We start from the raw sequence: 14,349 nt of genomic DNA on the forward strand, positions 1-14,349 counted from the left end.
GCAGCCAGTCCTGTTCTGTCTTCGGTGGTGATTCCGCCACCCCAGTTAAAGGTGTATGGAGCTGTTCCACCTGCCGGAGTTAAGTTGATGGCCCCGTTAGAAGCCCCGTTGCAGGCAATGTTGGTCACTACAGTGGTACCTGAAACGGCGGTTGCCGGTTGACCAATTACAAAAGAGTTTGTAGCAGTACACCCTATATTGTCAGTTACTGTCACAGTATATGTTCCGGCAGCCAGTCCTGTTCTGTCTTCGGTGGTGATTCCGCCACCCCAGTTAAAGGTGTATGGTGCAATTCCTCCTGCCGGAGTAAGATTTATGGTTCCATTTGAGCCTCCGTTGCATGAAGCATCAGTTTTAACGCCATTTGCAGTAACACTTACAACAGTGAGTGTACCACTATTCGATGTTACTGATCCTGCAGTGTTTGTGGCAACACAACGGTATTGTGTTCCATTTAATGATGCTGTTGTACCCGTTATCGTTAAAGTATTTGTGGTAACATTAGAAAACGGTGCTGTATTGGTTAACGCAGTAAATCCACTTCCTGCATTTTGATACCATTGATATGAAGTTGCTCCTGTGGCAGCTATTGAAAATGTCGTATTTCCACCTGAACATAAGGTACGATTTGGGGGATTCGCTGTTATTACAGGTGTACTGGCAATAAACAAACAACCTGAATACTGACCAACCGTACTTGTACTAAGTGTCCAGTTAGTAGAATTCATGACTGCTGTCCGTACATTAGCAGCTGTTGTGGTGGGCACTCCTGTACAATTGAATTTTCCTGATTGGGCAAGGGTGTTTCCTGTAACTGCTCCGGTGTAGAATGCGCTTGTTCCGCCGGTGAGACCGGGAGGCATTAAGGATGCGTTTGGTCCGGCTGCTGCTCCGATGTTCCATCCGGCAGTCGTTGTGGTTGTGGTATAAAAATAATTTATTCCCGAGATAGCATAGGCTCCTGATCCCGTTATACTTCCGTTACCTCCTTGAAATGCTATGATTTGATCACCAACATTTGAGAGTGACAATCCGTTGTTGGATGATCCTTCTGTAAGAGCAACCGTGCCGTTTGTTGCTGAAGAAGAAGTAGTGGGATTGTAGGTGGAAGCGGTAAGTCCGACAATGTACACTTCGGTTCCTAATGGCAGTGCGGTGCCACTCGTCCATGTGACGGAAGATTCGGTTGAGCCTGCAGTCTGCCATCCTGATCCGGTATATCCACGATCGGTAAAACTTATTTTCGTTCCGCTTGAAATATTTGTAAGCAATACGAACGAAAAACTGTCGCCTGCACCTGCTAACGGAGTAGAATCATATCCTGTAAAAGCAATATCTCCTGCGGTAAGAGTAGTTTGTGCATTTGCGGCAGATGCAAACAATAACGAACCAGCTAAAATAATAAAGTTGGTGAGCGTTTTGATTTTTAAGTAAAAATTTTTCATGTTTAACATTTTTTAGATTATAGATTGATAAACCGATTGCCTTTTTTTAAGCCAAAGGCACTTAGTTTATGTCCACTCATAAATCCCTCATCTGTATAAATAATATCTAGCCGGATTTGGGTTTCATTATTACATTTGACTATCAACCCGTTTTCTTCATTTAATGAGAGAATTGTTCCCGGCGAATCAAGATGATGATCTTTTATTTTTTCAACAATGGTAGTTTCAACTATCCTTATATTCCATCCATTCCATTGTGTGTATGCTCCTTTATTCCAGGGATTACACGCTCTTGATAAGCATTCAATGGTTTGTGCGTCAAATTTTTGCCAGGATATGCATACGTCTGCTGTGCCTGGTTTTGTATAGTATTTGGCTTTCAGATGATCTTGCTGAGTACCTTTGAAACCATTATTTAATAATGTTATAAGCTCATTCAGAAGATTTGCGCCAAGCCATGATAAATGAGTACAAAGGACACCGTGTGTCATATTTTTTGTGATTGGGAGAGTTTTTTTTAATATAATAGCTCCGGTATCAATTTTATCTTCTATCGCATGAACGGTAATTCCTGTTTCTCGGGCATTGCTTCTTAAGGTTTCAAATACAGGATCTGCACCACGCATTTCAGGTAAAAGTCCGTAATGAAAATTATAGAATTCATGGGGATATTTTCTTAAGATTTGAGGAGATAATTTCCATGGGAATGTCATGGTGAAAATGTATCGTGGTCTGTGATTTTCTTTAAGTTCTTCTATCTGAGCAGAAAAGTTTTCTTTACGGAATATAAATAATGGTATTCCGGACTGTTTTGAAAGTGCCATACAGAAATCGATAACATCTGTATTCCCTTCAGGTATCCCCATTGCGCACAGAAATCCCGTTGCCTGCAAGGTCTGCAGAGCCGGAATTGCCATACGGTTGTTGCATAATACTGCTATTTTAGTTGTTGTATTCATGATTCGAGACAGGCATATGCATTGAGCCATGTATTGATTTCTGTATTCTCCATAGCTTTTATGTTGTTTCTCAGGTTTTCACGTTCTGTGTCAGTAACTGAAGCTGTCCGAACGTTTTTAAGAAGACAGTTTCCGGTATTCTCATTTTTTGTCACAGTGGCATAATAAACCGGAGCTTCCGTAAACCTGTTTTCCGGATTCATCCAAACTTTTCCACGGGGTGAATTGATTGAAATACCATCAAATCCTGAATTTTCCAAACCGATAAAAAGTGCTGCTTCCCATCCCAATAGTGAGAAAAGATTGGCTTTGCCTTCTTTATTGCTGTTTAATGATTGTACAAAAATTTCATTTTCAGGAGTCTCTAAAATTTCAGACCATGCTACTGCTGAATTCCAGTCTTTTCCTGGATAGGCTATTTTCCTAAGCCATAATTCGTCAGAAGTAAAACCGGTTCCGTAAACTGAATGATTGTCTCCGATTTTATTGCTTTCACTAAAGAAATCTTCTGCCATATCTCCACAAAAAGTTACAAGCACTGCTGTTTCTTTTTCCTGTTTAAGATATTCTGTAAGGGGAGTCAGTGTGAAATCTGCACGTCTTAAAGAAGTTACATGGTTAAATCCTATTGTGCCTCCTTTTTCTTCTACTGCCGTAGCATATATATAGGAAGGACGATAGCCTGCGTCATAAAGTGAACAGGTAAATGCAAAATTCTTATAGCCGTGTTCAATAGCCTGGTCGACAATAACCCTCGTGCATAAACTTCCCTGAAGTGAAATGAAATATGCGTGAGAAAGCTTTCCGGAAAAAGAAGGAAAATGATATCCGCTGTCTAAGACGAGCAGTGTTTTATCTGAAGACTCGAATAAAGGGTGTACGAACTCCGCTGCAAGAGGATTTATATATCCGATGATTATATCGGCACCATCTAAAAGAAATTCTTCACAGCGTGCATATATTTCTTCATGTTTTGCTGCAACGCCTATTCCTGCAGAGATTATTTCATGGTATCCGTCTAAACCCATGTTCTTCAATGATTTTTTAAAGCCATCCATTATATCAAAAGAAATTGAAGGATAGATTACGGATCTCGGTAAAAGTAAAGCTATTTTCATTTTTTTTAATAAAGCCTCTAACGGATAATGATTAGAGGCTTGTTATTTGTAAATTATGATCTTGATGGGAATATCCCGTATAAGCAGATGATGTAATTCATTCCCAGATATGGCTGCTGTATATTCATAGGCTGGGTTCCGCCCGTAACGCTTAAATTGAATGCAGTAGATACGGGTCTTAATGTAGTATCCGCAGTCTGGTTTGAGTATAAACCGGATAATGACGCAAGAGTATTGCCTGTAGGCGAACCTGTATCTCCTCCGTCTGAAAAAGTTTTAATAGCTACGGTTTCGGTACCGGAAGCGTGAGTATGCATAGGCATATTGGCTTGTGTGCATATTACTGTTTCGGTTCCCGATATTTCTCCTAACTGATAACTTTTTACCCCAACTGCATTTCCTGTTCCCATTGGTGTTCTTCCGGCGAAATTAGGCAGCATAAAAGTGGTTACTCCGTTTCCTCCGTAAGTTGTACCAAGTAATGCAAATAATGCCTGATTTGTATTGATGGCTATGATTTGTCCTTGGCAAAAAGCCCAGTTTTTCGGTGCAAAATCTCCTGCAAAAATTCGGATTTCTGACATTGTTCCGTCCATAATGATTAGTTTTAAGATTAAAAATTTAATGAATTAACTTCTGCTTGGGAAAATTCCTTCAAGGCATATAATGTAGTTGGTTGCAAGAACTGGCTGTATAATATCAAAAGGCATACTGCCACCTACAATCGATAGTGAGCCATTGGTTGTTGCAGGAGCAATATGAGTATCGGCACCCTGCGTAGAATATGCGCCCTGCAAACCTCCAAGTACTGTTCCTGACGGAGATCCTGTGTCACCTGCATCTGAATAAGCAGGAAAGGCTATTGTGGCTATTGCTGAATGGATGTGTGCGGGCATCTGAGCAGAGGTCATTGTTACTGATTCTGAACCTCCTGCCTGTCCCAGGTTAATGACTGAAAGACTTGGTCCGGATCCTGTGCCTACAGCAACACGCCCACGGAGATCAGGAACGGCAAATGTGTTTTGCCCGTCGCCTCCGTAAATTGTTCCCAGTATAGCATATGTTGCTTCATACATTGAAATATTATATTTTGTACCATCACAGAATACCCAGCCCATTGGGGCAAAGTTTCCGGCAAACAGACGTACTTCTCCTATATATCCTTCCATAATTTAAGTATTGATTGTTGTGATTATTTTTATTTTTTTAAAACTGAACTGCATTAAGACCGGGGTGGAAACATTCCGTACAGACAGATGACGTAATTCATCCCCACCGACGGCTGAGTAATATTCATCGGGATGCTGCTACCGGAAACACCAACCTGTAAAGTAAGAGGTACCGGTTTTGTTGTGGCGTCACTACCCTGTGAACTGTACATAGAGCCTTTTGCTGCCAAAACATTGTTTGATGGTGATCCCGAATCTCCCTCTTCTGAAAATGCAGGTATTACAACACTTCCTGCTGCGGTGTGCGTGTGCGCCGGCAAATTCGATATATTCAACGTTACAGAATTTGTACCGGTGGCCTCACCTAAATCGTAGTAAGATAATCCCGGTCCCTGACCTACACCTACAGCCGATCTTCCAACAAGATTGGGCAGTCCAAAAGTTGTTTTACCATCCCCTCCGTAAGTAGTTCCGAGGATAGAGAACAAAGCTGTGTTTGATCTGATTGCTAATAGTGAGCCGTCGCAGTACCACCAGTTTTTTGGGGCAAAGTTTGCGGCAAAAAGTCGGATTTCTCCAATTGTTCCGTCCATAATTATTTGTTTTTAAAATTGAAACTCTGTTTTAGTTTTTATATCGTCTGAAAATGAGTTGATAAGGTAGCAGCAAAGATCTGTAACAGTTATGACCGTTTAAATACCACAGTATTGTACTACTTAATAGGGCTCTGCTCAGGAGTTGCCAAAATTTTTCCCGCAAATAGATTAAAAAAGGATTTCTTCTACAAGCTGGCTGTATCGTAAAGTTTTTTTGGTTGGTATACTAGGTTTTAGTATTCAGTAAAGTCACAAGACCTTTTTTAAGAAGTGTTATCATATTATTAAGTTTTGGTTGGTTTACTAGCTTTGTGATATTACTAACATAATATAATTATGAAGAAATATCTTTTACAAAATTAACTTTATTATTGATATAACAAAAAAAATAATCATTTTTTTTAATAAAATATTTCTCATTCTATGTAAGAAAGTTTACAGTCAGACTTTTTGCGCATTTCAAACAGAAAATATGGATTCTGTTGCTCAAAATAACTAATGTCAGTTTCTGTGTTATTTCTTAAAGTACTTGATTTCAGCTACTTTGTCGTTTGAGATCGGCTATTAATTCTTTTTGTCAAAGAAAAGTATTATTAGCCAATTTTTAATCCGTGAAATCACGGAAAATTACATTAATTGTGAAAAATCTTAGAATTTGGATAATATTTGGCGTTTGTATGAAGATTATGGTGAAAGAAGATCAACATAAATTTCATATAATGAATTAAAAGGCAAAAAGGTATGAGAGGTATAACTAATTTCCCTAAATAAAGGATGTGAAGATAACCAAGAAGGAGAATTGTTCTTTCATGCTCATAGGTTTATCAGAATAGTAAATCTTGCTTTTCCATGTTGTAAGCAGATTTTATAATTTTTTTCTGGGCTAATTTCCCAGTCCTTCATTGTGTCTGTGTATTGTTGTGTGTGAAATTAAATTATTAAAGATGTGAGAATCATCATTGCAGCATGATGTCATTTAGATTGCTGTTAATATTATCATTATGAATAATACTTTTTCTTTAGCCAGAGACTTGCTCTTACCAATAGTATCAGAACCGGAACTTCTACCAAAGGACCGATGACTCCTACAAAAGCCTGTGCCGAATTGACACCAAACACAGAAATCGCTACGGCTATTGCCAATTCAAAATTGTTTCCTGTAGCTGTAAATGCGATGGATGCATTTTTATCGTAAGTAATTTTCAAAGATTTATTGATAAAGAAACTGACAAAAAACATCAGTATGAAGTACACTATAAGTGGTACCGCAACTTTCACAACGTCCATCGGCAGCTCTACTATTTTATCCCCTTTCAGGCTAAACATGAGAACAATGGTAAATAATAACGCATATAAGGTGATGGGAGAGATTGCTGGTACAAATTTTCTGTTATACCATTCCAGACCTTTTGATTTAACTAAGAAATATCGGCTTAGAAAACCAGCCAGAAACGGGATGCCTAAATAGATGAGCACACTTTCTGTTACCTCTTTCATAGATATGCTTACATTAAAGTTAGTCAATCCTAATTTCCTGGGTAAAACATTAATGAACAGCCACACAAAAAAACTATAAGTGAATATCTGGAAGATGCTGTTCAAAGCAACCAATAAGGCAGCATACTCTCTGTTTCCTTTTGCCAGGTCATTCCAGACAATCACCATTGCAATACATCTTGCCAATCCTATGAGGATTAATCCTATCATGTAGTCAGGATGGTTTCTTAGGAAAATAATAGCCAGTACAAACATCAATATCGGACCAATGATCCAGTTTAAGAGCAATGATATGCTGATGACTTTTTTATCTTTAAATGCTATCGGTAATAGTGAATAATCAACTTTTGCGAGGGGAGGATACATCATTAAAATCAATCCAATTGCCAGTGGAATATTTGTTGCTCCTACAGAAAGCGAATTGGTAATGTTCGGTATTTCGGGAAATGTATATCCTAAACCTACTCCGGCTGCCATGGCAAGAAATATCCATAAGGTAAGGTAACGATCAAGGAATTTTAATTTTGGCTGCATTGGTTATCGGCTTATTTTTGAAAAAATATAAAACATCTCTGCTGCGATCTGCAGACTTCTTTCTGTATAGACCTGAGTCTGTTCCGGAGTATTATCTGAAGTTTTTGGGTCATCATATTTGATAGGAAATCTGGCTTCTGCTCCCATCACTAATGGGCAGCCTTCATCAGCATTATTACACGTCATAATGGCACCAAATTCTTTTTTAGGATTAAATTCATTGCTGTATTCTTTTGAAAAGCAGATAACAGGATTTTCATTTTCTGCATATTTTACTGCATAGACAGGATTTTCTGTTTCGCTAAGCTTTTGAATTTGAAAACCTTGGTTTGATAATGTTTCAGCCACTTTCGGGAACATTGCGGTCGCCTCCGTTCCGCCGGAATAACAGAATACGTTTTTAATATTAAAATGATAGGCTATTGTTTGCGCCCAGATCTGCGACAGATGGCTTCTTCGGCTGTTATGAGTACAGATAAAGTTTAGCCTGACTGTCTGGTCAGATTCCATTTTGTTTTGGATATAATCTGTTAGTGGCTGCAAAACAGTTTTTCTTTCCTCCGAAACAGATTCCGGTGATAGTGATTCTATGGTTTTTAAAATAGTCTGATTCATTTTTAATTAATAGTTTTTTCTTAAATTATTAGTATTACTGATAGACGGAATGCTTTTTAATGGTTTTATCTTTATTAAATAGTTTTTAATAAATAACCCAATATTGCACCTCCCAAAACGATGAAGGCACTATTGATCTTTTTAAATTTGAAAACAATAAAGGCACTGATCAATGCGATAATGATGGTGCGCCATTCGGTAATGGTCTCTTTCCCCATTGTGAAGCATACAGCGGCAATGATCGCTACAGAAGCTACATTGACCGCATCAAGAAATGCCGATAAGCTTTTATACCGGCGCATCCTCTGCATCAGCGGATTAATAAGTGCGACGAAAATAAATGACGGAAGAAATATAGCAACGGTAGAGAGAATTGCACCAGACAATCCGTTGATCTGATAGCCGATAAAAGTTACAGACGAGAAAACCGGTCCGGGTGTAAACTGACCCACCGCAATTGCATCCATCAGTTGTTGTGTTGTGAGCAAACCCTTTGTTACCAATTCGGTATCTAAAAAAGCAAAGAGTACATATCCGCTCCCATACAGTATTGATCCGATCTTCAGAAAGATCCAGAACAGTTTCATATTTGTTTCCGAAAGGAAATTGCTGTAGCTGGTCTTAAAAAATAATAAAGGAATAAAACTCTGAACAGCACCGTTATTCCTGTTTTTAAAAGAAAATACAACTATTGCTGCCAAACCGGCACCAAACAGTAAGTAAACCTCATCGATTCCTGATAAGGATGCTACCAGTACAGCAAAACCGATTAAAAGCAGGAATATCGATTTTATTGACTTCTTTCCCAAAGGATAAACTGCTCCGATGATAACGGCTATTATGGCCGGCTTAATACCGTAAATAAATGGTTGAACTTCTGGCAGCTGCCCGTATTGCCTGTACAAAAAAGCAAATATCCCTGTGATTAAAACGGCAGGTATGATAAAGCATAAACCAGCTGCCAATAAACCTTTCCAGCCTGCTTTGTCATAACCGATGTGTATGGCCATTTTGGTACTATTGGGACCCGGAATGAGGTTGGTTGCTCCCAGTAGATCCAAAAAATGCTGTTCGCTCATCCATTTCCTTTTGACCACCACTTCATTCTGCATCATGGCAATGTGCGCTGCGGGACCTCCAAAACCGATGATTCCCAGTTTGAGAAAAAGAAGGATGATCTCTTTGATGCTTACCTTATTTTCCATCGGTCATTAACTTTTTATCCAATGACCAGTAGCCTCCACCTTTTATCAGCAAAAAAATGCTTCCCAAAAGCATCGCCCAGTCAGTACGGCTTCCGTGCAGCAGTTCCCAAAATCCTTTTTCGATGTAGACTTCTGTTTTTGTAGTAGCAAAAGCAATAAGCATAATAATGATCAAAGGGATACTGGCTAACCTTGTAAAAAATCCCAGCAATATGAATGTGCCACACAGAATTTCAAATGTTCCTACAAGATTTCCTAAAAACTCAGGTAATGGAAAGCCGATTTTTTCAAATCGCCCGGAACCTCGCAAAGCGGGGAATAAAAATTTTTGAATGCCTTCCGAAAGGAAAACTGCGCCAACCATCATACGGATTAAAATGGTAGTTTTGCTGTTGTCAGTAATATTAAGATTTAGCATTATCAGAAATGGTGTTTCTTCTTTTGAAACTGCAGAATACAAAATTCTGAATGGTTTCAAAAGGTGTTTTGTGATCAACAGAAAAACACTCGATCACTTCAAAATATTTCTCAAACCGATCTGTCATTGTCTGTTCTGAATATTGTTTAATATCGATACCGCTGCATTTTTTTGGTCCCAGCTTCGAAAAGGTACCGATCACCATCATTCCATTTCTGGAGATCGCATTTCCTGTAGTTTCGATATAATGATCGACGTCATTTTCTTCGGTCAAAAAATGAAAGGCGGCTCTGTCGTGCCAAAAATCGTATTGCTCTGTTGGTCTGAAATCCAAAATATCTGTAGTGATCCACTGTACTTTGTCGGCTTTGCTTCCTAGCCTTGCTTTTGCGCGTTCTATGGATGTATGGGAAATGTCGAGCACTGTAATGTTTTCAAAACCTAACTCAAGCAGATGATCCACAAGAAGGCTGTCTCCACCACCAATATCAATAATCTTGGCAGACTTTGGCAGATTAAACTGATGAATAAGTTTTAGGGACGTTTCGGGAGTTGGCTGATACCAGCTTACCGTTTCCAAAGGTTTGTTCTGGTAAATATTTTCCCAGTGTGATTTTCTATCGTGTGCTTCCATATAGACATTGATTTAGCAACAGCCATTTCCCGGTGTGCAGGTATTGGCAGTGGCAACAGGCAGCTCTGCCAGATTCTTTTTAAGCTTTTCCGAAGGTATTCCACAAGCGTCCTGAGCGAGACAAGCGGTAGTTTTGCTCTTCAAAATAAAAACTTTTCCATTAAACTCCAGATCATATTTGCCGATGGTATTGCTTTGATATTCCACTTCGATCTCATTATTTTCAATCCCTAATTTTTCTTCAGAAAGTGTGATAATATTAAGCAGTTTTCCGGGTTTTAACCTGTGCTCATGGTCGTCTGCATTCCATAACTGGAAATTGACCACTGCTTCCTCACGAATCACGCCGCCACAATCAATGAATTTTTTATTGATCTGTCCGACTTCCGTCACGTGGAAATGCTCAGGCACAAAAGTCCCGTCTTCCAATTGAAACTCTACATTCTCCAATGTTGGCAAGATCTCTTTTATTTGTTCTAGTGTCATATTATTTTGTTTAAATTGTTTTTGTTTAATGCTAATGATCTTTGAAAGGTCAAGATATTTAATTGCACTAATGCAATATTGCGATATAAAAATTTAAAAAAATGCATCAACAGCATTTCTGATCAGTAACCGTATTGATAATTTTTGAAAAGTAATCTTTAAGGATCTCGAAAGTATTTTCATCGATGCAGTAACAAACGGAATTTCCTTCAATACTGCCTTTTATCAAACCCGCGTTTTTCAATTCTTTCAAATGCTGCGATATAGTAGGCTGTGCCAAAGGTAATTCGCTGACGATGTCTCCCGTGATGCATGTGTTGACTTTGAGCAGATATTCAATGATGGCAACTCTGGCAGGATGTCCCAAAGCTTTTGCTATAACGGCTATTTTATTTTGATGATCTGTAAAATGATCGGTCTTTGTTGCTCCCATATTTAATATTGCAATATTACGATATATTTTGTTTGTAAGAAAAATTAATTGATGTTAAAATCGAAAATTTATAAATTAATGTAAATTCGTAGCATATTTTCACATAATGAACCCAAATATAATTTCTTCCGAATTCAGTTCTTCACCGGAATTAACTGATAAGCTTTATCAAAACGGTATCCTGAAAACATACCACGAAGGTGACATCATTCTGGATGAAAATGCGTCCATACGTTCCATTCCGATTGTAATGAAAGGATTGTTAAAAGTAATAAGGACAGAAGAAGACGGCAGAGAAATTTTACTGTATTACATCAAAGCCGGTGAAAGTTGCATTATGTCGTTTCTCGGGGGGATGCACAATGAAAAAAGCATCGTAAAAGCCGAAGTGGAGGAAGAATCCGAAATTCTTTTTTTACCCATGGATAAAGTTACATTATTTATCAAAGAATATCCGGAATGGCTGGATTATATTTTCAGGCTGTATCACAAACGTTTTGAAGAATTGCTCGATATTATCAATGCGATTGCCTTCAAAAAAGTAGATGAAAGATTGCTCAATCTGCTCCATAAAAAATCAGAAATCTCCCAATCTAAAACCATCGTGATCACTCACGAACAGCTTGCCAATGAACTCGGAACAGTTAGAGTAGTTGTATCCAGACTTCTAAAACAATTGGAAGATTCCGGTAAACTAAAACTGGGTAGAAACAAAATTATCCTTTCAGATTCTATCTAAATTTCCCTATGTAACAAAAGTAGCTGTACAGCTTCACAGATATTTCCATTTTTGCTTTATAAAAGTTAAAAAATGGAAATTTTCGGATATGTAGCATCGATTTTTATAGGTATTTCTTTAGGATTAATAGGCGGTGGCGGAAGTATTCTTACCGTTCCAGTTTTGGTTTATCTCTTTGGAATTGACGCTTTTTTGGCAACAGAATATTCACTTTTCATTGTCGGAATCAGCAGTTTGGTTGGCTCGTTTTCTTATTTCAAAAAAGGATTGGTGGATTTTAAAACGGCTTTTATTTTTGGCGTTCCATCGATCATTTCCATTTTTATTACCCGAAATTTTCTTCTTCTACTAATTCCTGACGAGTTCTTTAGAATAGGGAATTTTATGGTGACCAAAAATATTTTTCTTCTGTTACTATTTGCAGGTTTAATGATTATCGCTTCCTACAAAATGATCCAAAAAAGTGTTGTGCTAAAAACGGTAAACTCAGAGAAAAATAATACACTTCTGGCAGCAGAAGGTTCTGTGGTCGGTATATTAACAGGTTTGGTAGGAGCTGGAGGTGGTTTTATGATCATTCCGGCATTAGTCAATCTCCTGAAAACGCCAATGAAAGTCGCCATCGGAACTTCTTTGGTCATCATTTCTTTAAATTCTCTGATCGGATTTTTTTCATCAATGAATCACGTTAAAATCGAATGGAATTTATTAGCAACCATCACCGCAATTGCCATCGTTGGAATTATCATTGGCTCGCAATTATCAAAGAAAATTGATGGCAAAAAACTGAAACCTGCATTTGGATGGTTTATTCTGATGATGGGGATCTACATTATTATTAAGGAACTTTTCTTTTAAATATCTAATAATCAATAATTTTTGGGCAGCTTTATCCGCCTTCCACTCCCGCTTTTTTGCTCGTCGTTCCTCCTCACAAAAAGAGCTCCGTTCAAGTCGGGCTGCAATCATTCGGTGTTTCAAAATAGGAGATAATTAATACTCTTATGTAACAAAAGTAACTGTACAACAGAATTCAAACACGGAAATTTGTATCAAATTAAAATTAAATAAAAAATATCAAAATGAAAATAGAACAGATTTACACAGGATGTCTCGCTCAGGGAGCATACTACATTGTTTCTGAAGGTGAAGCGGCAATCATCGACCCTTTAAGAGAAACTCAACCTTACATTGACAGACTGGAAAAAGACAATGTAAAGCTCAAATACATTTTTGAAACCCATTTTCACGCAGATTTTGTGAGTGGCCACGTTGATTTAAGTAAAAAAACAAGTGCATCAATCGTTTATGGACCAACGGCAAACCCAGAATTTAATGCGATTATTGCCGAAGACAATCAGATTTTTGAGGTTGGAAAAATCAAGATCAAAGTTCTGCACACGCCGGGGCATACGATGGAAAGTTCTTCCTTTTTGTTAATCGATGAAAACGGAAAAGAAAAAGCACTTTTCAGTGGAGATACTTTGTTTCTCGGCGATGTTGGTCGTCCTGATTTAGCTCAGAAAGCGGCGAATATGACCCAGGAAGAATTGGCGGGACTTCTTTACGAAAGTTTATACCAAAAAATTCTGCCTTTGAACGATGAAATTATCGTTTATCCCGCTCACGGAGCGGGTTCTGCCTGCGGGAAAAATATGCAAAAAGAGACGGTTGATACGTTTGGTAATCAAAAGAAAACCAATTATGCACTGAACCAAAAGGATAAAGACAGTTTCATAAAAGCCGTTACGGAAGGGCTTCTTCCTCCACCAGCTTATTTCGGGATGAATGTAGCGATGAATAAAAAAGGCTACGACAGTTTTGATGAGGTTTTGTCAAAAGGTCTCCACGCACTTTCGCCTGAAGAATTTGAAGAAATGGCAGAACATTCAGGAGCTTTGATCCTTGATGTAAGGAGTAATGATGAGTTTGTAAAAGGTTTTGTTCCTCAATCGATTAATATCGGATTAGACGGAGATTTTGCACCTTGGGTCGGCGCTTTGATTGTAGATGTAAAACAACCTATTTTGTTAATTACGGATGAAAGTAATGAGGAGGAAACGGTCACAAGACTCAGCAGAGTAGGGTTTGACAATGTTTTAGGTTTTCTGAAAGGTGGTTTTGAAGCCTGGAAAAACAGCGGAAAAGAAACAGATAAAGTTCATCGAATTTCTGCTATAGATTTTGAAAAGGAAATTGAAAATAAAGAGGTGAAAATTATCGATGTAAGAAAAGAGAGTGAGTACGAAGCGGAACACGTCGATGAAGCCTATAACAAGCCTTTGGCTTACATCAATGAATGGATTAATCATCTTAAACCGACCGAACATTTTTATCTTCACTGTGCAGGAGGTTATCGGAGTATGATGGCGGCAAGCATTTTACAGGCAAGAGGTTTCCGTAATTTTACCGAAATTGAAGACGGTTTTAAAGCCATCTCACAAACCGGTGCTCCCAAAAGCGATTTTGTTTGTCAAAGTAAAATATTAAACTTAATTTAA

The 14,349-nt window shown here is 38.3% G+C and carries 15 protein-coding genes and 1 pseudogene; 3 read left to right on the forward strand and 13 right to left on the reverse strand.

The window, feature by feature from the left end; genetic code table 11:
• From AC4FQ5_RS18815 to AC4FQ5_RS18875, 13 genes and pseudogenes are all read right to left on the reverse strand, one after another.
• A pseudogene (locus tag AC4FQ5_RS18815) lies at positions 1 to 1,445 on the reverse strand (hypothetical protein); the annotation flags it as partial.
• A 17-nt stretch (positions 1,446 to 1,462) separates the two neighbouring features.
• Positions 1,463 to 2,404: a methionyl-tRNA formyltransferase gene (locus AC4FQ5_RS18820; protein ID WP_491145860.1), complete on the reverse strand. Its 942-nt coding sequence runs from the start codon at positions 2,402 to 2,404 to the stop codon at positions 1,463 to 1,465.
• Entirely contained in the window at positions 2,401 to 3,522 is a 1,122-nt protein-coding gene (locus AC4FQ5_RS18825; protein WP_491145862.1) for an ABC transporter substrate-binding protein, read from the reverse strand. The genes AC4FQ5_RS18820 and AC4FQ5_RS18825 overlap by 4 nt, the downstream gene beginning before the upstream one ends.
• 53 nt (positions 3,523 to 3,575) lie before the next feature.
• The gene (locus AC4FQ5_RS18830) at positions 3,576 to 4,118 is read right to left on the reverse strand and encodes a phage tail protein (protein ID WP_491145864.1); all 543 of its coding nucleotides are present in this window, start codon (positions 4,116 to 4,118) and stop codon (positions 3,576 to 3,578) included.
• A 33-nt stretch (positions 4,119 to 4,151) separates the two neighbouring features.
• Positions 4,152 to 4,691 carry a phage tail protein gene (locus AC4FQ5_RS18835; protein ID WP_491145867.1) on the reverse strand — a complete coding sequence of 180 codons (540 nt, stop codon included), beginning with the start codon at positions 4,689 to 4,691 and terminating at the stop codon, positions 4,152 to 4,154.
• A gap of 53 nt (positions 4,692 to 4,744) precedes the next feature.
• Positions 4,745 to 5,284: a phage tail protein gene (locus AC4FQ5_RS18840; RefSeq protein ID WP_491145869.1), complete on the reverse strand. Its 540-nt coding sequence runs from the start codon at positions 5,282 to 5,284 to the stop codon at positions 4,745 to 4,747.
• Positions 5,285 to 6,286: 1,002 nt separating this feature from the next.
• Entirely contained in the window at positions 6,287 to 7,318 is a 1,032-nt protein-coding gene (gene arsB, locus AC4FQ5_RS18845) for an ACR3 family arsenite efflux transporter (protein ID WP_491145870.1), read from the reverse strand.
• Positions 7,319 to 7,321: 3 nt separating this feature from the next.
• Positions 7,322 to 7,933, reverse strand: a complete 612-nt coding sequence (locus tag AC4FQ5_RS18850; RefSeq protein WP_491145871.1) for an arsenate-mycothiol transferase ArsC — start codon at positions 7,931 to 7,933, stop codon at positions 7,322 to 7,324.
• 74 nt (positions 7,934 to 8,007) lie between these two features.
• Positions 8,008 to 9,138 carry a chromate efflux transporter gene (chrA, locus tag AC4FQ5_RS18855; protein ID WP_491145873.1) on the reverse strand — a complete coding sequence of 377 codons (1,131 nt, stop codon included), beginning with the start codon at positions 9,136 to 9,138 and terminating at the stop codon, positions 8,008 to 8,010.
• Positions 9,128 to 9,556 carry a DoxX family protein gene (locus AC4FQ5_RS18860; protein ID WP_491145875.1) on the reverse strand — a complete coding sequence of 143 codons (429 nt, stop codon included), beginning with the start codon at positions 9,554 to 9,556 and terminating at the stop codon, positions 9,128 to 9,130. The genes chrA and AC4FQ5_RS18860 overlap by 11 nt, the downstream gene beginning before the upstream one ends.
• The gene (locus AC4FQ5_RS18865) at positions 9,543 to 10,190 is read right to left on the reverse strand and encodes a class I SAM-dependent methyltransferase (RefSeq protein WP_491145876.1); all 648 of its coding nucleotides are present in this window, start codon (positions 10,188 to 10,190) and stop codon (positions 9,543 to 9,545) included. Before AC4FQ5_RS18865 ends, AC4FQ5_RS18860 begins: the two co-directional genes overlap by 14 nt.
• A 12-nt stretch (positions 10,191 to 10,202) precedes the next feature.
• Positions 10,203 to 10,676 (reverse strand): DUF6428 family protein, encoded by a 474-nt coding sequence (locus AC4FQ5_RS18870; RefSeq protein ID WP_491145878.1) that lies wholly within the window; start codon positions 10,674 to 10,676, stop codon positions 10,203 to 10,205.
• Positions 10,677 to 10,782: 106 nt separating this feature from the next.
• A complete protein-coding gene (locus tag AC4FQ5_RS18875) occupies positions 10,783 to 11,109 on the reverse strand; it encodes an ArsR/SmtB family transcription factor (protein WP_491145880.1) in 327 nt (108 codons plus the stop codon).
• A gap of 106 nt (positions 11,110 to 11,215) precedes the next feature.
• Between AC4FQ5_RS18875 and AC4FQ5_RS18880 the strand changes: the two genes are divergently transcribed.
• The 3 genes from AC4FQ5_RS18880 (at position 11,216) to AC4FQ5_RS18890 (ending at position 14,349) form a co-directional block, all read left to right on the forward strand.
• Positions 11,216 to 11,848 (forward strand): Crp/Fnr family transcriptional regulator, encoded by a 633-nt coding sequence (locus tag AC4FQ5_RS18880; protein WP_491145882.1) that lies wholly within the window; start codon positions 11,216 to 11,218, stop codon positions 11,846 to 11,848.
• A 72-nt stretch (positions 11,849 to 11,920) separates the two neighbouring features.
• Positions 11,921 to 12,706 (forward strand): sulfite exporter TauE/SafE family protein, encoded by a 786-nt coding sequence (locus AC4FQ5_RS18885; RefSeq protein WP_491145884.1) that lies wholly within the window; start codon positions 11,921 to 11,923, stop codon positions 12,704 to 12,706.
• A gap of 224 nt (positions 12,707 to 12,930) precedes the next feature.
• Positions 12,931 to 14,349: an MBL fold metallo-hydrolase gene (locus AC4FQ5_RS18890; RefSeq protein ID WP_491145885.1), complete on the forward strand. Its 1,419-nt coding sequence runs from the start codon at positions 12,931 to 12,933 to the stop codon at positions 14,347 to 14,349.

The sequence above is a fragment of the Chryseobacterium sp. DT-167 genome, from assembly GCF_058310155.1.